Genomic DNA, 20,802 nt, shown 5'->3' on the forward strand with positions numbered 1-20,802 from the left:
CATTTAATGGCTACAGCAAAACAAAGCTTATTTTTGTCCTCACTCATGGGAAGCCTGCTGCTTGCAGGCTGCTCTTTGGCTCCTGAATATCAACCTGCAAAAGTGATAGTTCCAGTCAAATTTAAAGAGTCTGACCCAAAACTTGAAGACAATAACTGGAAAATTGCCCAACCTGCCGATCAGCAGATTCGAGGTGAGTGGTGGCGTGTTTTTAATGATGCTCAATTAAATGAGCTCGAACAACAAGCCATTTCTGGAAACCAGAGCCTTAAAGCGGCAGCGGCTAATATTCAGGCTTCACGTGCGTTACGTTCCGCAGCACAAGCTGAACGTTTGCCAAATATTGGTGCTGGCTTTGGCCCAACTCGTCAAAAACCCTCTCCTGCTTCATTGGGTTTAGATGACAATGCCCATACATCTGCACAGACCTTATGGCGTGCTCAAGCCAATGTTTCATATGAGCTCGATTTATTTGGCCGTATTGCCAGTAGTGTCAATGCAGCAACAGCTGATGTACAGCAACAAGAAGCTCTATATCAATCGGCGCTTTTAGCTTTACAAGCAGATGTTGCCCAAGGCTACTTTCTCATTCGTCAGCTTGATGCTGAACAAGCAATTTATAATCGCACTATTAAACTGCTTGGCGAGACACGCGACTTAGCTCAAACACGTTTTAGAAATGGTTTAGTCAGTGAATTAGATGTTTCTCGCGCACAGACCGAACTTGCTACAGCACAAACCAATGCATTAAATATTGCTCGTAACAGAGCCAATGCAGAGCATGCTCTTGCAGTATTATTAGGCAAAACACCTGCTGAGTTTAGCTTGGCAGTTCAACCTTTAACTGCAAACAGCATTCGTCTGCCAGCAGGTTTACCTTCGGCTTTACTTGAAAGACGACCTGACATTGCGGCTGCCGAGCATGCTATGGCAGCAGATAATGCGCGTATTGGAATTGCACGTGCTGCTTTCTTCCCAAAACTGGACCTAACAGGTGCACTCGGTTATGAATCATCAAGTTTAGGTGAGTTGGGTAAATGGTCGAGCCGTACATTCTTACTTGGTCCAGTGGCAGGTACTATTTTATCTTTGCCATTATTTGACGGTGGACAACGTAAGGCTGGAGTTGCTCAAGCACGAGCTGCCTATGAAGAAAGCGTGGCAAACTATCGCCAAACTGTGTTGAATGCATTTCGCGAAGTTGAAAATGGTTTATCAGATCAAAGAATACTTGATCAGCAAATTCAAGCTCAAAATCAAGCACTCTCCTCTTCTCGTCATGCAAATCAACTGTCTCATTTACGTTATCGAGAAGGTGCTATTAGCTATCTTGATGTGATTGATTCGGATCGGACTATTTTGCAACAAGAACAACTTTCTGCACAGCTTAACGGCACTAGAATGATGGCTAGTGTAAATTTAATCCGTGCATTAGGTGGTGGCTGGCATAATGCCGAGTCATCGGTAAAATCTAAAAGTTAATTCTTATCTAATTAACTTGATAAAAAAAGCGCCATACGGCGCTTTTTTTATATTTACAACTTATTGTGCGTATACAGGGAATTTTGCACAAACAGTTTCAACTTTCGCTTTTACGTCAACAATAACTTTTTCGTCACCTTTGCTGTCAATCACGTCAGCGATCCAACCAGCAAGTTCACGAACTTCAGCTTCACCGAAACCACGAGTTGTTACTGCTGGAGTACCGATACGGATACCAGAAGTCACGAATGGAGAACGTGGGTCATTTGGAACTGAGTTTTTGTTCACAGTAATGTGAGCAGCACCTAACCAAGCATCTGCATCTTTACCAGTTACATCTTGCTTGATTAAAGATAACAAGAACAAGTGGTTGTCTGTACCGCCAGAAACAACATCATAACCACGAGCGATGAATACTTCAGCCATAGCTTGAGCATTTTTCACAACTTGTTGTTGGTAAGCTTTGAAGTCATCAGACATAGCTTCTTTGAAGCAGATTGCTTTAGCAGCAATCGCATGCATTAATGGACCACCTTGGTTACCAGGGAATACAGCTGATTGAAGTTTTTTCTCAATTTCTTCATTCGCTTTCGCAAGGATTAAACCAGAACGTGGACCACGAAGTGTTTTGTGAGTCGTCGTCGTTGTTACGTCAGCAATTTGAACTGGGTTTGGATATACACCAGCAGCAACAAGACCTGCAACGTGAGCCATATCGACGAAAAGGTAAGCGCCAACTTTGTCCGCGATGTCGCGGAAACGTTGCCAATCTACAACACGGCTATAAGCAGAGAAACCAGCAACGATCATACGTGGCTTGTGCTCTAACGCTAAACGTTCAACTTCTTCGTAATCGATCTCGCCAGTTTCAGCGTTTAGACCGTATTGAACTGCATTATAAGTTTTACCAGAGAAGCTTACTTTTGCACCGTGAGTCAAGTGACCACCGTGAGCCAAGCTCATACCTAAAACTGTATCGCCCGGGTTAAGAAGCGCTAAATAAACAGCAGAGTTAGCTTGTGAACCAGCGTGTGGTTGAACGTTTGCGTAATCTGCACCAAAAAGTTCTTTAGCACGATCAATCGCCATTTGCTCAATGATATCCACATACTCGCAACCGCCATAATAGCGTTTGCCTGGATAACCTTCTGCATATTTGTTCGTAAGTTTTGATCCTTGCGCTTCCATCACAGCAGGAGAGCAATAGTTTTCAGATGCAATTAACTCGATATGTGCTTCTTGACGCTCACCTTCAGAAGCAATTGCTTGAGCTAATTCTGGATCAAATTCAGAAATGGAAATATTGGCAAACATTAGCGGGGGTCCTATAAATTAGGGCTTTTAAGCCGTGCTAAGATTGCGGCATATTGTAGCATGAACTTTATAATTAAACAGAATGAAGTTAGCTCAGTTTTAAATAAAAATGGCTCAAGTTTTATAAAAAATGAGCCATTGTTTATAAATCAATTAAAAAGCTCGTTTAAAGCTTATATTTTAAATTTCTCTATCATTAATTTTAGCTCTCGCTAATACTAAAAAAGTATTAAATATCAATGACTCTATTGAGCTGCCAGTAAAGACTGAACATTTCCAACAATATTATCTACATTATTACTCATCACCGTGCCATGGTCCCAGTTACCCGTCACATAACTATTAATTTTAGTGCCTAAGGTAGTGGCATTAAATATCAATAGATCAGTTGCTAATTTAGGTACTGTAGGATCAGCTATCCCTTGATAAATGATGATTGGAGTAGTGACTTTTACTTGTAACGGCTGCGAATCTTTTTCCAAAAACGTTTTAACTAACGGCACAGCCATAAAATTAGGTTGTGTACGTGTAAAGCCATCTAGTGTGCCATTATGGTCTTTAGCATAATTACTCATACCCTCATAAAAGGCTCCATACAATGGTCCTGAACAAAGGTTTTCTGCTTGTGCGGCAATACTTGAAATTTGTGAAGTAAAGACTTGTGAATAATTAAAGGCAGGTTGTGTGTTGCGAATGCCAGCTGTAACCAAAGCTGTATATGTATCAAGCTGTGCATAGGTTGCAATTTTAATATCTATCGGTGCATTCGCAACTTGCGCCTCTCCATCTACTAAAATACCCCCTAGATTAGAAGCAGGTGCTACCGCTACTGTACCTTTATAGTCTAGTTGTGCACGGCTCGCATATTGTGCAGCACCTAATGCAGCATGCCCCCCCTGAGAATGTCCTACTGTTAACCATTTTTTTGAGGTTAATAAATTACGTTGTGATAAATAATTACGTGCCGCAACCACGGCATCTGTAATTGAAAAAGCCTCACTTTTAATATTTAAAAATGGATGTATGCCTGGGGTACCCAAACCTTCGTAGTCAGGTGCGACCACAACATAACCTGCAGCTAGTAATTTACTAATTAAATCTTTTGTACTATCTGCTAAAGCTGCCTTACTTGGTGCGCAAGTATCTGCCACACCCGTAGTGCCATGTGCCCAAACCACAATTGGCCAACCGCCTACTGGTGGTGGAGTGTTTGGTGTAAATACCAAACTGGTTGCCTGCACTTCTTGACCACTTTGACCCAACATTTTATAAGTCAAAATACTACTTTCTGCGGCAACTGATCCTAAGTTGGTGCTTGTGTAAGCCTCGACTTTAACGACTGGATTTTGAATATTATTGGTTGGAGTCCCAGATGGATTAGTAGGAGCTGGGCCATCATCACTACTCCCTCCTCCACAAGCGACTAAAAATAAACTCGTGCTAAGAACGCTCGTTATTAATAGGTTCATTTTCATTGGTATATCTTCCCTTAAATTCCATTTTTGTTTTGCTTTAGTTTTTTAATCAACATTTCCTAATGTCTTAAAAATATTTACGCCTAATCTTTATTTTCCGCAAGTTCTATTGGATGAAATTAATCTCTGAAAACTTTATTTTTAATATAAATTAACGTTCTCGCTACTCTCAGACCTCACTTCATGTTTTAAAGTGGGTAGCCAACTGTTAACATTCTTGATTACTCGTGATTGATTAAAGGGCCAGTTATGCAAACCATTATTTTAGATACAGAAACACATACACTAAATGGTTTGCCTATTGAAATTGCGTATGCCCCAATTGAAATTAATGAAGGCAAGCTCACCTTAGATAAGAGCAAATTGTTTGATCAACTTTATCAGGTTAGTGCACCTATCTCTTACGCGGCTATGGCAGTACACCATATATTAGAGTCAGATTTAGAAAACCAGCCCCACTATAAAACTTTTAAATTGCCAGAGACTACAACTTATATTATTGGTCACAATATTGATTACGATATTGCCGCGATTGCTCGTTGTGGCGTGGATGTCTCTCATATCAAACCGATTTGTACTCTAGCTTTAGCGCGTAAAACTTGGCCTGATGCAGAAGCGCATAATATTTCTGCACTCATCTATATGATTTCTCAAGGCAGCGTTAAAGCGCGAGAATTGCTCAAAGGCGCGCACCGAGCCGATGCAGATATTATTTTGACTGCTAATATTTTGATGCATATTGTCTATCATTTAAATATTCAAGACATTGAAGAGCTTTACCGAGTTTCTGAAGAAGCACGTATCCCTACGACTATTAATTTTGGTAAGCATAAAGGCACAGCAATTGCTGAACTTCCTAAAGACTATATTCAATGGTTATTACGTCAAGATGAACTTGACGTCTATTTACGTAAAGCGTTAGAAAGCGCATTTTAAAGACTTAAATAGATGATATTCATCAATTCTTCATCATATTGTCATTTTTGAGTTTTATCGTTAACCCCATTTATATTTTATTAAAAACAGTACTGTTCAACCAAGAAAATTGGACAGTCTGATTTATTTTTTATTTGGGGAAGAATAATGGCTGGTTTTTATCGAACCAATTTAGGAAGAGTCGCGCTTCAACAATGCAACATTACTTTAAATGCAAAACAAAGACGTTTACTACTATTAATAGATCACGAAGATTTTCAAAATTTAAATAGCGAATTTAAAAAACGTATTGCATCTCCAGAGCTTATTCAACAGCTTATCGACTTAAAACTCATTGCTCCTTCTGGCGAAAATTATTCAGAATTAAATGAACAAATATATTTCCCACCATCATCCGTAACTACAATAGAAGCTCATCAAAAAAATATTATAGATGAGAATAAAAGTGACAATATAGTTAGTGAAATTCAGGTTACTCAATTACCATCTTTGCAATCTACAAATACTGAAAATACCCAGCCACCAATTCCAGTTCAACAGCTCTCTTTTGAAGAAATACAACAGTTGATGAAGCAAAGCTTGAGTCAATATTGTGGGCTTATGGCAAAACCACTTATTCAGAAAATAGAACAAATAAAAACGCTTCAAGAGCTTAAAATGTGCCAAATGCAATGGATTACCAGCTTACAGGAGTCGCGTATTCCCCCTAATGAACTAGCACATACGCTTCATTCTATTAATTATTCAATTCAACTTATTCAACAACGCATCTAAAAAAACAACAAGCTGCTGTTTAATTAAGCATTAAACTCACTTGTTACCTATTTCGTGCTTTACCTATGGGTGTTTTTTTCCTATGATGTGGCCCACACATGTGCGCTCGTAGCTCAGTTGGATAGAGTACAGGTTTCCGAAGCCTGGGGTCGTGGGTTCGATCCCCGCCGGGCGCACCAGTTTATATATAATAACTTCATAAATTTATCTCAATTTTATAAAATTCCGACTATTTTACTTGGTTTATTAATCATTATCGCTCAAAATATACCCCTCTTTCATAATGTGAGAATTTCATGACTGATGCTTTGGTTTTAAGAGATTTGTCCAAAACATATCGTAATGGTTTTCAGGCGTTAAAAGGTATTAACCTCACTGTGCCTGAAGGTGAATTTTATGCGTTGTTAGGCCCAAATGGTGCCGGCAAATCAACAACCATTGGTATTATCAGTTCCCTCACGAAAAAAACCGAAGGAACAGTTGAGATTTTTGGACATAATCTCGACACTCATCCATCCTTAGCGAAACAACAACTTGGCGTTGTCCCTCAAGAATTTAACTTTGGTCAGTTTGAAAAAGCGTTCGATATTTTAGTCACTCAAGCTGGCTATTACGGCATTCATAAAAAGACTGCAGAAAAACGCGCTGAACATTATTTAGAAAAACTAGGTCTATGGGAAAAGCGTAATATACAAGCACGCATGTTATCTGGTGGTATGAAACGCCGACTCATGATTGCACGTGCCATGATGCATGAACCTAAACTTCTTATTTTAGATGAGCCTACTGCGGGTGTTGATATTGAATTACGCCGCTCTATGTGGGATTTTCTAACCGAAATGAACGAAAGCGGTACTTCTATTATTTTGACTACACATTATCTCGAAGAAGCAGAAATGTTGTGTCGTCAAATTGCTATCATTGACCGCGGTGTCATTAAAGAAGACACAAGCATGAAAAGTTTCTTAAACCAGCTGAGTGAAGAGTCTTTTATTTTTGATTTGGCAGAACCCATTGCCCCACTCCAGTTAAATATTATTGGTGTGAAGTTCAACTTAATTGATAGCAGCACTTTAGAAGTGACGATGGATAAAGCACATACATTAAATGACTTATTCCAACTTTTAGAATCACAAGGTATTCGTGTTCGTAGTATGCGAAACAAATCGAACCGTCTAGAAGAGCTATTCGTCAAAATGGTTGAGAAAAATCTTGAAGGAGAGGCAAAATGAATTTTAGCCAACTGCAAATTGCCCTCTGGACTCTAGTTCGTAAAGAAGTACGTCGATTTCTACGTATTTGGCCACAAACCTTGTTACCACCAGCGATCACGATGAGTTTGTACTTTGTCATTTTTGGTAATTTGGTTGGTTCGCGCATTGGACAAATGGGCGGCGTGAGCTATATGCAGTTTATCGTACCCGGCCTCATCATGATGGCGGTTATTACCAACAGTTATGCTAACGTATCTTCAAGTTTCTTTAGTGTGAAATTCCAAAAGAGCATTGAAGAACTGATTATGAGTCCTGTGCCACTACATATTATTTTGTGGGGCTATGTCATTGGTGGTATTTGCCGTGGTGTATTGGTCGGAGCAATTGTGACAACAATGAGCATGTTCTTTACAGACCTTTTTATACATAACTGGTTCGTAACTATATATACAGTCTTAATTACATCGGTTCTTTTCTCATTAGGTGGTTTTATTAATGCAGTTTATGCAAAATCATTTGATGATATTTCTATTATTCCAACCTTTGTCCTTACGCCTTTAACCTATTTAGGTGGTGTGTTCTATGCCATTAGTGCGCTTGGCCCTTTTTGGCAAAAACTTTCTTTAATTAATCCTATTGTGTATATGGTTAACGCTTTCCGTTTCGGCATTTTAGGTCATAGTGATGTGAACGTTACGTTCTCTTTAATCATTGTGACATTATGCTGTGCTGTACTTTACGGAATTGCGTACTATTTACTTGCTCGTGGTTCAGGAATGCGTGAATGAGTGTCGAACAATCTTTATTGGGTAAAGAAACTCAATATCCAACTAACTATCAACCTGATGTTTTATTTCCAATTGCTCGTGCTCAGTCTCGTGAAGCCTATTCGCATATTGAAGGTATTACACAAGGTAAAGATTGGTGGCATGTTTTTGAAATTTCATGGTTAAACGCTAATGCTATCCCGCAAGTTGCTATTGGCAGAATTACACTGCCAGCTTCTTCACCAAATTTGATTGAATCAAAGTCATTAAAACTTTACTTCAATAGCCTTAACTTCACTCAGTTTGACTCTAAACAGTCGTTTATTGAAACGGTTGAAAAAGATCTATCTGCTGCGGCAGGTGCAAAAGTTGAGTTAACGTTATTTCAAGTAGATGATTTAGAGATTTCTAAGCCTCAAGGCATTTGTATTGATGACTTAGATCCAGAGCGTTTAGAGCAACATCCAGATGCAACTCTTTTAAAACGAGATGTGTCTGATGAAGAAGTCGAAATTGAACTGTATTCTCATCTTTTAAGAAGTAACTGCCCAGTCACGGGACAACCGGATTGGGGTACAGTTTTTATCCGTTTTAAGGGCAAAAAACCTTGTTATCGTAGTGTTTTAGCTTATATTATCTCGTACCGTCAGCATAACGGCTTTCACGAACAGTGTGTCGAGCAAATTTTTGCTGATATTTGGCAAAATTTGCAGCCTGAAAAGCTGATGGTTTATGCAACTTATACTCGTCGCGGCGGACTTGATATTAACCCTTGCCGAGTATCGGATCTTTCATGGATGCCAAAACCGATTCGATTGGCACGACAATAAAACGAATAATTTGAGGATACACCATGCCGTTTTTTGGTTTTACCCCTTCTGAAGGCTTATTGAACGATATACAAACTGGAATTGCGAACAAAAATTCTAGTGAGCCTTTATATCCACTTCGCGATAAGATTGCTTTACAACTTAATGAAGAGATTATTGATAATGTCTTAATTCAGTTAGTTCAGCACTTCCCTGCAAGTGAAAAGCGCGATACTGCCGAAAAACTCGCAGGCTATGTCAAATCAACAGTCGCTGTTCTTTTAAAACAATTGTTAAGCAAAGCGCCAAACGATGTTGTTAAACAGTCAGTAGAGTTCTCTGAAAAAAGCTTATTTAAAGATCCACAAGGTCAATATAAAGTAGGTGTAACTCTAGATCCTAGTTTAGTCACTAATCTTCAGCATAACTTCACTGAGCTTAAAGCAGGTAACGATATCAATAAAGCTGCATTGGCTGAACTGTATAAACAGTTTGGAGACGCTATGGTTAAACATTTTATGTCTGATTTTAATAAGACATTAGACCTTGGCATGATTAAGCGTAAAGCAGCTGATATTGGTGCGGCAGCTGTAACAAAAGCAGTTCATATTGCGATCGACAAACTCATCCCTAGCTTAAATCGCACTGAACTAAAAGCGATGGCTGAATATCACGAAAGTCTATTCTTTAACTAATAAGAAATAGCCTATCGGAAACCTAGCGAGAGCTAGGTTTTTTTATTGCAAAATATTGATATACATTGCCATTAATCAGGTTTATGTTAGCATGCGCCAAGCACTGATTGACCTAGTTAACGCCGCATGTCTCCTAGCCCACAATATAAGTTTTTACGCCAAGCTCCTCGAGATGGTCTTAGCACCGCTATGCAACCATCAAGATGGCAACAACTCCACATTGACCCGTGGTTATGTCTATTTTTGCTGTTAAATGCGCTATTAGGTTTAACTGTACTATATAGTGCTTCGGCGCAGGATGTAGGGCTGGTCAGTAAACAAGCCATGAGTTTTGGTATTGGCTTTTTAGTAATGTTTGGTCTAGCCCAAATTCCGCCTAAGGTCTATCAAGCGTTTTCTCCCTACTTTTATTTGTTCGGCCTATTTTCGCTTGTGGCAGTTATGGTATTCGGTGAAGTCCGAATGGGTGCTCAGCGCTGGATTGATATTCCGGGTTTCGGAAGTGTCCAACCCAGTGAGTTCATGAAAATCGGCATGCCGATGATGATTGCATGGTTTTTAGCACGAAAACCTCTTCCCCCTAGTTTTTCACAAGTTATTTTATCTTTAATGTTAATTGGTATTCCCTTTTTACTGATTGCAGAACAACCTGATTTAGGGACATCACTTTTAGTATTAGCAAGCGGTATATTTGTCTTATTTTTAAGTGGACTATCGTGGCGAATGATTGGTGCAGCTGCCGCATGTGCAGCAATTGTAATTCCAATTGCGTGGGAATTTCTTTTACACGACTATCAGCGCCAAAGGGTTTTAACTTTACTTGATCCAGAAGCAGACGCGCTCGGTACAGGTTGGAATATTATTCAATCTAAAACTGCAATTGGTTCTGGTGGTTTTTCAGGTAAAGGGTTCCTTGAAGGTACTCAATCTCACTTACACTTTTTACCCGAAGGACATACTGACTTTATTATTGCTGCGTATTCCGAAGAATTTGGGCTCATCGGTGTACTTATTTTAGTAATCCTTTATTTTGCCATTATTTTTAGAACATTCCAGATCGGTTTACAAAGCTTCCATAACTATGGACGTTTAGTTGCTGGTGCCTTTGGTTTGTCTTTTTTTGTTTATGTATTTGTAAATGCGGGAATGGTCAGTGGTATTTTACCTGTAGTAGGTGTTCCTTTACCTTTTATGAGTTATGGCGGAACAGCTATTATTACTTTAATGGCCACCTTTGGTTTAGTCATGTCCATTCATACACATCGATAATCTGGAATTTTAAAACGATATGTTGTCTCAACACTTAAATAAAACTTTAAAAATGCTCGCTTTGTGTACTGGCTTAATCAGTACAAGTCATTTCGCTCAGGCCAACGATTTTGCAACACATCCTGATTATTTGAATTTTAAACAAAAAACGATGAATGCTTATGGCTTAAGTAGCGATCAAGTCGATGCAGCCATGAGTGGCGCAAAAAATTTACCAAACATTCTAAATATTATGACTCGTCCGGGTGAAAGTAAGCCTTGGTATGATTATCGCTCTATGTTCTTGGTTGAAGGCACAATTCAACGTGGTGTCCGTTTTAAAAATCAATATGCAGATGCGTTAAATCGTGCAGAACAACAATATGGCGTATCTCAAGCTGTCATTTTAGGTATTTTGGGCGTTGAAACAGGTTATGGCGCAAATAAAGGTTCTTTTATTACACGTGATGCTCTAGCTACCCTTGCTTTTGGCTACCCTCGCCGTGCTGAATATTTTGGTGATGAGCTAGCTGCTCTTATTGCATGGACTTATAAAGAAGGCTACCCAACAAATAGTATTGTTGGTTCCTATGCAGGTGCGATTGGCTATCCACAATTTATGCCAAGCAATATTAGTAAATATGGGGTGGATTATGACTGTAATGGACATATCGACTTAAGAAACTCAGCAGAAGATGCTATTGGATCAATTGCAAACTACTTAGCAAAACAAGGTTGGCAACGCGACCAACCGATCGGGTTTATGGCTCGTTACACTGGGTCAAACCCAGAAAGTATTATTGCCAAAGATTTAACGCAACCTTTCCCATATGGTGCATTAAAGACACTCGGTATTTCTCCATTGAATCCTTTAGTTAAAATTGATGATCTCGATATGGTGAATGTTATTCAATTACAAGACTATAATGGACCAATTTACTATTTAACTTACCCGAATTTTCAAGTGATTACGACTTATAACAAGAGTCGTATGTACGCTACTGCTGTATGGTTATTAGGCACCGAAGTAGCTAGCCGATAGGCTAGCTTTTTTATATTTTATGTAAAAGTCAATAAATATTTTTGTTAAATAGATCGCAATACATACATTTTTAATAACTTGTTACATTATTGATTATTTTTTAACCTAAAACTGTAAGTTTTTGCCCTTTTTGTAAAGATTTCTCGTTAAAGACTAGACACTCTCCGTAACCGATGAATATTATCCACCCCAATATAGCAATTGCAAAAGTGAATAATAAGGCATGTTCACTTTAAATTTCAGTCAATGGCTGAAAGAAAAAAGTACATGTTCTCAGGAGTTTATACAAATGCAGTTATCGCTGAAATACGTTCTTGCACTGACGGCTAGTTTAAGTATGACCCCACTGCACGCTGAAATGGTGCAGTCATCATCATTAAACAGTGATGTAGATGGTCCTAATCTAGCAGCACGTGTATTGAGTAAAGATACTCAAAACTTTAATTCTCGTTTTTCTAACATTAACAGTCTTTCAATCACTGAACGTTCTGGCGATCAAATCCGTCGTCAAGCGATCGCAGCAAAAATTGAAATCCCTGAAGATGAGCCTTCAGTGATTGAAAAACTTAACACAGTAGCTTCAAACACTGTTCGTAAGTTTAGCCAAACTGGTATGGCGTCTTGGTATGGCCGCCAATTCCATGGTCGTAAAACTGCAAGTGGTGAAACATTCGACATGAATGCTTTAACTGCTGCTCACCGTAGCCTACCGTTGAACTGTTACATTCGAGTAACGAATAAAGACAATGGTAAAAGTGTAGTTGTAAAAGTAAATGACCGTGGTCCTTTCCATGGCAACCGTGTACTTGACCTATCATACGGTGCAGCTAAACGTCTTGGTATTACCAATGCTGGAACAGCTAAAGTAAATATTGAGCGTGTTGATGGCCCAACTTCATAAGCTATAGCCTCTCGAGTTCATGTAAAAAGCCGCAATTTTTTCTGCGGCTTTTTTATATTTTAAGTTATCAAAATAATTCCTAACGTAAAGTTAAAAAATCCTCTTTTTTTGACCCTTATCCAGCTCTGAATTTGAATATTTTTTAAACAAAAAACTATGTTTATTTAATACCAGTTAATTTTACGTCTAATTTGCGTTTAGAGCGTCTTTTTTAAATTTACGCTAGCCTAGTACCATTTTTCCAAAATAAAGGCTATTTATGGCGTTTTTAGAGTAGATGAGTAGAGCTTTTTCATACAATTTTCCCATCAATCTCAAAATTACGCTTTTTTAGATGATTTCATCATCTAGCAACACAGAAAAAATATTATGAAAAATTGCCCCATTCTTGTGGACGAATTGATCACCTTTCCAACCACAGTCACATTATTTTTTCGTTTGCCCTTTCTTAGGTATTTTTAATACAACGCTCCCTATAGTTGAATAGTGTTAGTTTCTTGTCGAGATCCTCAAGAACAGGCTAAAATATACTCACAAAAATAAATCGAAGTTAAAACAAGGAGTGTGCTACTAATGAAATCCATTACTGAATGGTTTGATGAATATAGCGAAAGTCATCAAAATCCAACCAATAAACAAATTCACTGGCTTTGCGTTCCCGCCATTTTATTTTCTATTATTGGAATCATTGCACATTTCAGCACATTGCTTACTGCTTTATTACTTGTGTTGACCTTAGTATTTTATGCACGTTTAGATCTTGTACTTGCTGTGGCAATGGCTGCTTTACTTGTTGTTATGGCATGGCTCATTTATACCCTACCTGTAGGAGTCGGGTTTTATATCGCTATTTTTGTGATTGCTTGGGTTGGACAATTTTACGGACATAAAGTCGAAGGCAAAAAGCCCTCGTTCTTTAAAGATTTACAATTCCTACTGATTGGACCAGTTTGGTGTATGGATGCTTATCTCTCAAAAATTTTACCTAAATGGAAAAGCAGACAAAAACAAGCTCTTGCTTAAAGATGAATTTAAAGCTGAATCCTTTCGATTCAGCTTTTGCATGTTAGTAATTTATTAGAAAATTTATAAAATAAAAAAATCCTAAACTTGCTATCACACTTAAAAGAACTTTTTTTAGGTACATAGCGATCACAATACAAAAGATTGCTGCATAAATATAAGGATTATTTATCACGCCTCTTAAATGATCACCATCGAAAAAAATAACTGGAATACAAATTGCAGTTAACAAACAAGGTGCAGAATAGTTAAGCATCTTATTCAGAATAAGCGGCAGTTTAATTTTTACTTGAGGTTCTAAAAAATAATAGCGATTAAAAAAGACGATTGCTGCCAAGCCTAGAATCACGAACCAAGACATATTATTGCTCCTTACCTATTTTTTCAGTTAAAACAGCAATTAACATTCCCATTAATCCTGAAAGTAAAATCGCACCCTCAATTTGATAAAATTTAAATAAAAACCCACTTAAACAAGTTATTAGCACACCAACTATGACCGGAAATCCTTTACATAACGGCACAATCATGGCAATAAAAATAGCAACGATCGAAAAATCCAAATGGTAATTTAAAAGATCAGGTATCACTCTCGCCAGCAGTATTCCCACCACACTAAAAGCAACCCAAAATAAATAAAAACACAGTCCAGCTCCGAGCAGATATTCCGAACTTCTTTTTTCAAATGGAGCACTCACCGCAAACAATTCATCTGTTAATAAAAAGCCTAAACTCAATCGTTTAGGTAGGGACAAAATAGAAATGTCATTTCTTAAAGTTAATGCATAAATAAAATGTTGAGCCGTTAAAAAGAAAATAGTCAAATAAATTGTAAAAACAGATGCACCTTCCATAGCCATGCTTAAGCTAACCAACTGAGCAGCTCCAGCAAAGACAAGTCCAGACATTGCTAGTGCCTTATAGAAAGATAATCCTGCATGAATTGCCATAGATCCCGCTAAGATTGCCCACGGAATAACAGAAATTGACAAGGGCAAAATATCTATTGCACCACGTAAAAATAAATAGGATGGCTTATTTTTTGAAAACCCAACTGGCTGATTAAGCTGAATATTCATATATAAAATCCAATATAAGAAACATCTCTATACCATGCTTGATGAGTGCCGACTTATATTGGATAAAATTGCTTTAAAACTAATTTATTTATATGTTCAAACTTACTACATATTGAGTGGGTGTGACGCCCATTGCTTTTTTAAAGTGACGGTTAAAATGGCTTTGGTCAGAAAAACCACATTGTTGTGCCACCATGGCAATTTGGTCCCCCTGTTTTAATAACTGTCTTGCTTTTTGTAAACGTGCTTGTACAAGCCAAGCGTGAGGTGGCAGACCTACATATTTTTTAAATTGCCTTAAGAAATGCCAAGCGCTCAAGCCAACCATGTCAGCCAAATCTTGTAAAGAAAAGTTTGTTTCAGGCATTTCTACAAGTAATTCTTTAACTCTTAATATTTTTGAATATGCTTCTGGTAACTCACAAAAAGTATGATTTGATTTACCATGTCTCTTCATAAGACAAGCTAAAGTTGTTAAATACATCGTTTCTTTGAGTAGGAAATTATCTTTTTGTTCTAATAAATCAAAAAGCAAGCAAAGCTGTTGAGCCAAACCTAGGTCGCGAATCACGGCTTGAGGAAACCATGGTGCGCCATGTGGATTTTCAAAAAAATCTTGGCTAACTTCTGCTAACATTTCAGGTGTTGGATAGATCGCTCGATAACGCCACCCTGATTCAACAGCTGATGAACCAGTATGAATCTCGTCAGCATTGACTAAAATAATGTCGCCTTTAGGAGCTACATGCAGCTGCCCCGTCCTAAAAAAAGACTGTGCTCCCTCTTCAATCACACCAATACAATACCCTTCATGAGTATGCTTTGAAAATTGTGTTTGGTGATAATGTGCTTTTAATAACTCTAAACCGCCCAACTCTCGCACATGCAGATAATCGGCTTGCTCCCGCTGCATAAATACGTCTCATCTATTCAATAAAAAAACCATAGCACGTTTTAACAAACTGAATAGAACAAAATTGCTCTATGAAAATAATCTGATTAAACGTTCACGTGAGCTTTATTGATAGATCTGTCCGTCATGTTTAAGCCATCCACCCTCATGACGACCTTGTGGATCGTGATGAGTCCAGTGTAGTACACCACCTTTTGGGTTGTACTCATATTCACCATAAAACTCAACGATGTCACCTTTATTTAGATTAGAAATTTTAGGTGCCAAATCGATATTATGTGCAACCAAAATTGAAAGACCATTTTTTAATACTAGAATGAATTTCTGGTGTCTTGACCCATCATTATCATCTCTTAAAATTGCTTTGACTCGACCACTTCCCTGCACTTGAACATTACTTTGTCTCTGCTCGTAAGCAGCTTTTACAGTGTCCACCCCATTATTTAAAAATGTAGTTTCATTACGCTGAGCTGCGGGTATAGTTGATGATGGTGATTGACTTTGCTTATGCCCGGATAAATCTAGACCAAAATACGCAGCAATCAATAAAATAATCACACCAGCAATACTAAGATTTTTTTTATTTGTCATTGTATACCCTTATTTTAACTGAGATAAAAAAAGCCCCAATGGGGCTTTTTTTATTGTGATACGAATTACTTCGCAGCAGCTTGAGCAGCAGCAACTTCTTCAGCGAAGCTAAGTTCTGCTTTCTTCTCGATACCTTCACCAACTTCGAAACGTACGAATTCAGCAACAGTAGTACCAGTTGCTTTTAATACATCAGCAACTTTCTTGTCGTTGTCGATTACATACATTTGACGATCAAGAGCAACTTCGTTCAAGTATTTATCAACTGAACCAGTTACCATTTTCTCAACGATGTTAGCTGGCTTACCAGATTCTAACGCTTTCGCTTCAGCAATTTCTTTTTCTTTAGCGATAAGGTCAGCAGGAACAGCTTCAGCATTTACAGCTACTGGGTTGAATGCAGCAACGTGCATTGCAATACCTTTACCAGTATCAGCATCACCAGTATAAGAAACTACAACACCGATTTTTAAACCGTGTTTGTAGATAGCCAAGTTTTCGCCTTCAACGATTTTCGCGCGACGAACTTGGATGTTTTCACCGATTTTTTGAACAAGTGCAATACGAGCTTCTTCAACTGATTGACCGTCTGCTAATTTTAATTCAGCGATTTTAGCAGCATCAGTTTCACCAGCAGCTAAAGCAGCAGTAGCAACAGCTTTAGAGAAGTTAGAGAAGTTTTCGTCTTTAGCAACGAAGTCAGTTTGACAGTTAACTTCAACTAAAATTGCTTTGTTGCCTTCTTGAACGATTGTGATTGCACCGTCAGCAGCAATGTTACCAGCTTTTTTAGCAGCTTTAGCTTGACCAGATTTACGAAGGTTATCAATAGCAAGCTCGATGTCACCGTTCGCTTCTGTTAATGCTTTTTTGCATTCCATCATTGCAAGACCAGTACGGTCACGTAATTCTTTTACCATGCTTGCAGTAATTGCAGTCATGTTGATCTCCTAAAATCGGTAGAAAATAAATCTTTTCAACAAAAACGGCCCAAAGAAACTCTGGGCCGTTTGCACTCTCGACGCTTAATTTGCCACCATTACATGTCGCAAAAATGACAAGCCTGCGTCAAAACGCATTAAGCCTCAGAAGCGTCTTTCGCAGCGTCATCGCCTTTTGCTTGAGCGTTCGCTTGAGATTGAGCGTATTCTTTACCAGCAAGAATTGCGTCAGCCATAGCTGAAGCATATAAAGTTACTGCACGGATCGCATCATCGTTACCAGGAATAACGTAATCAACGTTGTCTGGGTTAGAGTTTGTATCAACGATACCGATAACAGGAATACCTAAGTTCTTAGCTTCTTTGATTGCAATCGCTTCGTGATCAACGTCGATTACAAATAATGCGTCAGGTAAACCACCCATGTTTTTAACGCCGCCTAAAGAGCGCTCAAGTTTTTCCATCTCACGAGCACGTTCTAAAGCTTCACGTTTAGTAAGCTTAGCAAAAGTACCATCTTGAGATTGAGTTTGAAGATCTTTTAAACGGTTGATAGATTGGCGAAGTGTTTTCCAGTTCGTCAACATACCACCTAACCAACGGTGATCTACATATGGTTGACCAGCGCGTTGAGCTTGTTCACGGATGATGTTAGAAGCAGCACGTTTTGTACCAACGAACAAAACTTTGTTCTTTTTGCTTGCTAATTGGTTAGCGAAGTTCAAAGCATCATTTAACGCAGGAACAGTGTGCTCAAGGTTGATGATGTGAATTTTGTTGCGCGCGCCAAAAATGTATTGACGCATTTTTGGGTTCCAGAAACGAGTTTGGTGACCAAAGTGCGCACCTGCTTGAAGAAGGTCGCGCATGCTTACGTTGTAATCTGCCATTTTCTTTACCTTAAAAGTTGGGTTAGGCCTCCATATATCCGCATTCTCCACCTTTTTACGGGCACCCAGAGTAATGTGACGATATATGTGCGGATTTTTTACTCCATCTATCAAAATTGTTCGTAAAAGATATTCACGAAAAGCATTTGATAAAATGGGCGGCTATTTATACCATAGACACTTGTAAATTACCAAAAGTTTTTAGAGATCATGAACAGTACTTATACAGCTCCACGTCGATTAATCAAAACTCCAGATGAAATTGAAAAAATGCGCATTGCAGGACGACTGGCGGCTGAAGTTCTAGAGATGATCAAGCCCCATATTAAGGCAGGTGTGAGTACACTTGAACTTGATACCATTTGTCGTAATCACATTGAAAATGTGCAGCATGCTATTCCTGCATGTGTAGGCTATGGTGGAGCTCCTGGGCGCCCTGCTTTTCAACACTCTATTTGTACTTCGGTTAACCATGTTGTCTGTCATGGTATTCCCTCTGAAAATAAAATTTTAAAAAATGGTGACATCCTTAATATTGACGTTACTGTCATTAAAGATGGTTATCATGGCGATACCAACATGATGTATGTCGTTGGTGGTGAAACTTCTATTTTAGCCAACCGTCTATGTAAAGTTGCTCAAGAAGCGATGTATCGTGGAATGGCAACTGTTAGAGATGGTTCATATTTAGGTGATATCGGCCACGCAATCCAAAAGTATGTCGAATCAGAACGTTTTAGTGTAGTACGCGAATATTGTGGTCACGGTATTGGAACTGTTTTCCATGATGAACCTCAAGTACTCCATTATGGTCAAGCTGGTACAGGTATGCGTCTGGAAGCAGGTATGACTTTTACGATTGAACCTATGGTAAATGCTGGCGTATGGCAAACTAAATTGTTAGGTGACAAATGGACTGTCGTAACGAAAGACCATAAACTTTCAGCTCAGTATGAACATACTATTTTAGTTACCCAAACAGGCATTGAAGTCTTAACTGCTCGTCCTGAAGAAGACTTATCTCGCTTCAACCAATAATTTAAAAATCTTAAATAAAAGGCTACTTTGTGTAGCCTTTTATTATTTATTATGTACTTTTTATTAATAAATCTTTCCAAATATAAACAAATATTTCAAAAAAATTACAATTATTAATTTTTAATACACAATCTATTCAATAAAACAAGGTATGGTGGGCTCAATAAAAATCAGTAAACAAATGTCGGACATGGAGTCCTTTTATGATGAAAAAGTCATTATTTTGTATGACAGCTGCCTTTTTTGCTCTGCCAACATTCACTTATGCCGCTTCACCATATTTTAGTTTTAAAGATGGCGATGGCTTCAAACGTTTTTCTGTCTCTGCTGGTTGGCTCCATGCTATGCCTCAAGGCTCAGGAAACCCTGTCAATATCAATACTAGCGTTGCAGAAGGTACAACATCTAAAGTTGGAGATGTATCTACAAAAGCCGTTTTAGATGCAATCGACCAAAGTAAAACTTCAGGAAAATTCTGGTATAGCACTATTAGCCTTCTTGATAAGTTTACAGACACTCTTCCCTCATCACTTGCAGGTACAGCAGAAGTTAATGGTCTTTCTCAATGGCAACAACAAGGTTCTGGCTTAGAAGCTGCTGATGTTGATACTGTTGGTCTTATGTTTAATTACAACTTTACGGACAATTTATCTTTAGAAATTAAAGGTGGTATTCCTCCTAAAGTAGATATTAATGGAAAAGGTAATATTTATGCTCCCCTTTCTGGAAAAGCGACTCCTCTAAAAGACGGATCTTTAATAGGAGGAATCATAGGAGATGGAATTTCCGAGGCGGGTGGAGATATTCCTTTAAAACAAGACCTGCATATTACTGATCTTTCTCAGGGGGGTAAGGCTGCGACTGCTCGTGCATGGTTACCAGCCGTTGAACTACATTATCAATTTGGTAAGTCAGGGGTAAATAAGTTCCGTCCTTATATCGGAGCTGGCGTGATGTATGCATACTTTAATGATTTAAAAATGAATCCCGGTATTGAGGCCGATTTAATTCAAGCGGGTCACATGATCCAGAATATCCATGATGGTAAAGCTGGTGCAGCATTAGATCGCAAAACATCATCAGCAAATCCTATCGTTAAACTAGAAGCGACCGATACTTTTGCCCCTATTGTAACTTTAGGTGCATCGTATGACTTCAACCCAAACTGGTTTGCTGTTGGTTCAGTTTCATATTCCAAAATGAATAGTGAAGCAAAAATCTATGTGACTGACCAAAATACAGGTAAAGAACTAATTAAAGCGAATACCAAAATTGATATTGACCCCCTCATTACATATGTTGGTGTCGGTTACCGCTTCTAATTTTTGTGTCACCCAAAGCTATAAAAACTTATGCATGTTTTTATAGCTTTCTTTTTTCCACATTTTGCTTCTTTTTAAATCAAAATGCTAAAAAAATGAGCACTTTTATAAAGCCGATTGAAAAAATTTACCGCCTTCCTCTCTTATGACCATTTACTGATTTATTTCTGTTTTTTAATTAATTTTATTTTTAATAAACTAACTCAATAGAATTAGAAAGTAATTTTTCCTTTTTAGTAAAATTAATTTTTTGGCACAAGCTTTGCTTTATTCATAGCAAGATGAGTCAACGATGATTCAATGAATAAACCAAGACGGCCAACGATGTCCGCTCTGATCGGTCTGCAG

At 38.3% G+C, this 20,802-nt stretch carries 22 protein-coding genes and 1 tRNA gene; 15 read left to right on the forward strand and 8 right to left on the reverse strand.

What is annotated here, in order from left to right; translation table 11 throughout:
• The first annotated feature begins 6 nt into the window (after window positions 1-6).
• Window positions 7-1,482, forward strand: coding sequence for an efflux transporter outer membrane subunit (locus ACO6UW_RS01060; protein ID WP_057062037.1), 1,476 nt, complete (start codon window positions 7-9; stop codon window positions 1,480-1,482).
• A 60-nt stretch (window positions 1,483-1,542) separates the two neighbouring features.
• Here the strand turns inward: ACO6UW_RS01060 and glyA are convergent, their stop codons facing one another.
• Window positions 1,543-2,796, reverse strand: a complete 1,254-nt coding sequence (glyA, locus tag ACO6UW_RS01065) for a serine hydroxymethyltransferase (protein WP_348891821.1) — start codon at window positions 2,794-2,796, stop codon at window positions 1,543-1,545.
• A 60-nt stretch (window positions 2,797-2,856) separates the two neighbouring features.
• Between glyA and ACO6UW_RS01070 the strand changes: the two genes are divergently transcribed.
• Window positions 2,857-3,012, forward strand: a complete 156-nt coding sequence (locus ACO6UW_RS01070; RefSeq protein WP_078225145.1) for a hypothetical protein — start codon at window positions 2,857-2,859, stop codon at window positions 3,010-3,012.
• 29 nt (window positions 3,013-3,041) lie between these two features.
• Here ACO6UW_RS01070 and ACO6UW_RS01075 read toward each other — a convergent pair whose 3' ends face one another.
• Complete coding sequence (locus ACO6UW_RS01075) at window positions 3,042-4,271, reverse strand: alpha/beta hydrolase (RefSeq protein ID WP_032055435.1); 1,230 nt, start codon at window positions 4,269-4,271, stop codon at window positions 3,042-3,044.
• Between the two features lie 249 nt (window positions 4,272-4,520).
• Between ACO6UW_RS01075 and ACO6UW_RS01080 the strand changes: the two genes are divergently transcribed.
• The 11 genes from ACO6UW_RS01080 (at window position 4,521) to ACO6UW_RS01130 (ending at window position 13,680) form a co-directional block, all read left to right on the forward strand.
• Window positions 4,521-5,207 (forward strand): putative quorum-sensing-regulated virulence factor, encoded by a 687-nt coding sequence (locus ACO6UW_RS01080; RefSeq protein ID WP_057062038.1) that lies wholly within the window; start codon window positions 4,521-4,523, stop codon window positions 5,205-5,207.
• Between the two features lie 144 nt (window positions 5,208-5,351).
• Window positions 5,352-5,981: a hypothetical protein gene (locus tag ACO6UW_RS01085; protein ID WP_081037726.1), complete on the forward strand. Its 630-nt coding sequence runs from the start codon at window positions 5,352-5,354 to the stop codon at window positions 5,979-5,981.
• Window positions 5,982-6,083: 102 nt separating this feature from the next.
• Window positions 6,084-6,160: transfer RNA gene (locus ACO6UW_RS01090), tRNA-Arg, on the forward strand.
• Between the two features lie 117 nt (window positions 6,161-6,277).
• Window positions 6,278-7,213 (forward strand): ABC transporter ATP-binding protein, encoded by a 936-nt coding sequence (locus ACO6UW_RS01095; RefSeq protein WP_057062040.1) that lies wholly within the window; start codon window positions 6,278-6,280, stop codon window positions 7,211-7,213.
• Window positions 7,210-7,983, forward strand: coding sequence for an ABC transporter permease (locus ACO6UW_RS01100; RefSeq protein WP_002118099.1), 774 nt, complete (start codon window positions 7,210-7,212; stop codon window positions 7,981-7,983). Before ACO6UW_RS01095 ends, ACO6UW_RS01100 begins: the two co-directional genes overlap by 4 nt.
• Window positions 7,980-8,792, forward strand: coding sequence for an NADPH-dependent 7-cyano-7-deazaguanine reductase QueF (queF, locus tag ACO6UW_RS01105; protein WP_057062041.1), 813 nt, complete (start codon window positions 7,980-7,982; stop codon window positions 8,790-8,792). The genes ACO6UW_RS01100 and queF overlap by 4 nt, the downstream gene beginning before the upstream one ends.
• Before the next feature lie 23 nt (window positions 8,793-8,815).
• Window positions 8,816-9,466 (forward strand): hypothetical protein, encoded by a 651-nt coding sequence (locus tag ACO6UW_RS01110; RefSeq protein WP_002118229.1) that lies wholly within the window; start codon window positions 8,816-8,818, stop codon window positions 9,464-9,466.
• A 126-nt stretch (window positions 9,467-9,592) separates the two neighbouring features.
• On the forward strand, window positions 9,593-10,735 hold the full coding sequence (rodA, locus tag ACO6UW_RS01115; protein ID WP_017386541.1) for a rod shape-determining protein RodA: 1,143 nt from the start codon (window positions 9,593-9,595) through the stop codon (window positions 10,733-10,735).
• Window positions 10,736-10,754: 19 nt separating this feature from the next.
• On the forward strand, window positions 10,755-11,756 hold the full coding sequence (gene mltB / locus ACO6UW_RS01120) for a lytic murein transglycosylase B (protein WP_422405089.1): 1,002 nt from the start codon (window positions 10,755-10,757) through the stop codon (window positions 11,754-11,756).
• Between the two features lie 289 nt (window positions 11,757-12,045).
• Window positions 12,046-12,657: a septal ring lytic transglycosylase RlpA family protein gene (locus ACO6UW_RS01125; protein ID WP_057062042.1), complete on the forward strand. Its 612-nt coding sequence runs from the start codon at window positions 12,046-12,048 to the stop codon at window positions 12,655-12,657.
• Window positions 12,658-13,230: 573 nt separating this feature from the next.
• A complete protein-coding gene (locus ACO6UW_RS01130) occupies window positions 13,231-13,680 on the forward strand; it encodes a DUF962 domain-containing protein (protein WP_002118194.1) in 450 nt (149 codons plus the stop codon).
• Window positions 13,681-13,723: 43 nt separating this feature from the next.
• Here the strand turns inward: ACO6UW_RS01130 and ACO6UW_RS01135 are convergent, their stop codons facing one another.
• From ACO6UW_RS01135 to rpsB, 6 genes are all read right to left on the reverse strand, one after another.
• Window positions 13,724-14,041, reverse strand: a complete 318-nt coding sequence (locus ACO6UW_RS01135) for an AzlD domain-containing protein (protein ID WP_057062043.1) — start codon at window positions 14,039-14,041, stop codon at window positions 13,724-13,726.
• Between the two features lies 1 nt (window position 14,042).
• The gene (locus ACO6UW_RS01140) at window positions 14,043-14,759 is read right to left on the reverse strand and encodes an AzlC family ABC transporter permease (RefSeq protein WP_057062044.1); all 717 of its coding nucleotides are present in this window, start codon (window positions 14,757-14,759) and stop codon (window positions 14,043-14,045) included.
• A gap of 88 nt (window positions 14,760-14,847) precedes the next feature.
• Window positions 14,848-15,672 carry a helix-turn-helix transcriptional regulator gene (locus ACO6UW_RS01145; RefSeq protein ID WP_057062045.1) on the reverse strand — a complete coding sequence of 275 codons (825 nt, stop codon included), beginning with the start codon at window positions 15,670-15,672 and terminating at the stop codon, window positions 14,848-14,850.
• Window positions 15,673-15,777: 105 nt separating this feature from the next.
• Window positions 15,778-16,263 (reverse strand): DUF3465 domain-containing protein, encoded by a 486-nt coding sequence (locus ACO6UW_RS01150; protein ID WP_057062046.1) that lies wholly within the window; start codon window positions 16,261-16,263, stop codon window positions 15,778-15,780.
• Between the two features lie 65 nt (window positions 16,264-16,328).
• Window positions 16,329-17,204, reverse strand: a complete 876-nt coding sequence (gene tsf, locus ACO6UW_RS01155; RefSeq protein ID WP_002118238.1) for a translation elongation factor Ts — start codon at window positions 17,202-17,204, stop codon at window positions 16,329-16,331.
• 137 nt (window positions 17,205-17,341) lie between these two features.
• Entirely contained in the window at window positions 17,342-18,094 is a 753-nt protein-coding gene (gene rpsB / locus ACO6UW_RS01160; protein ID WP_002118204.1) for a 30S ribosomal protein S2, read from the reverse strand.
• A gap of 210 nt (window positions 18,095-18,304) precedes the next feature.
• Between rpsB and map the strand changes: the two genes are divergently transcribed.
• Both map and ACO6UW_RS01170 read left to right on the forward strand, forming a co-directional pair.
• Complete coding sequence (gene map / locus ACO6UW_RS01165; RefSeq protein WP_002118165.1) at window positions 18,305-19,132, forward strand: type I methionyl aminopeptidase; 828 nt, start codon at window positions 18,305-18,307, stop codon at window positions 19,130-19,132.
• 203 nt (window positions 19,133-19,335) lie between these two features.
• Window positions 19,336-20,454, forward strand: coding sequence for an OmpW/AlkL family protein (locus ACO6UW_RS01170; RefSeq protein WP_032055410.1), 1,119 nt, complete (start codon window positions 19,336-19,338; stop codon window positions 20,452-20,454).
• Window positions 20,455-20,802: the final 348 nt, after the last annotated feature.

Source organism: Acinetobacter sp. JADD-222 (assembly GCF_049310645.1).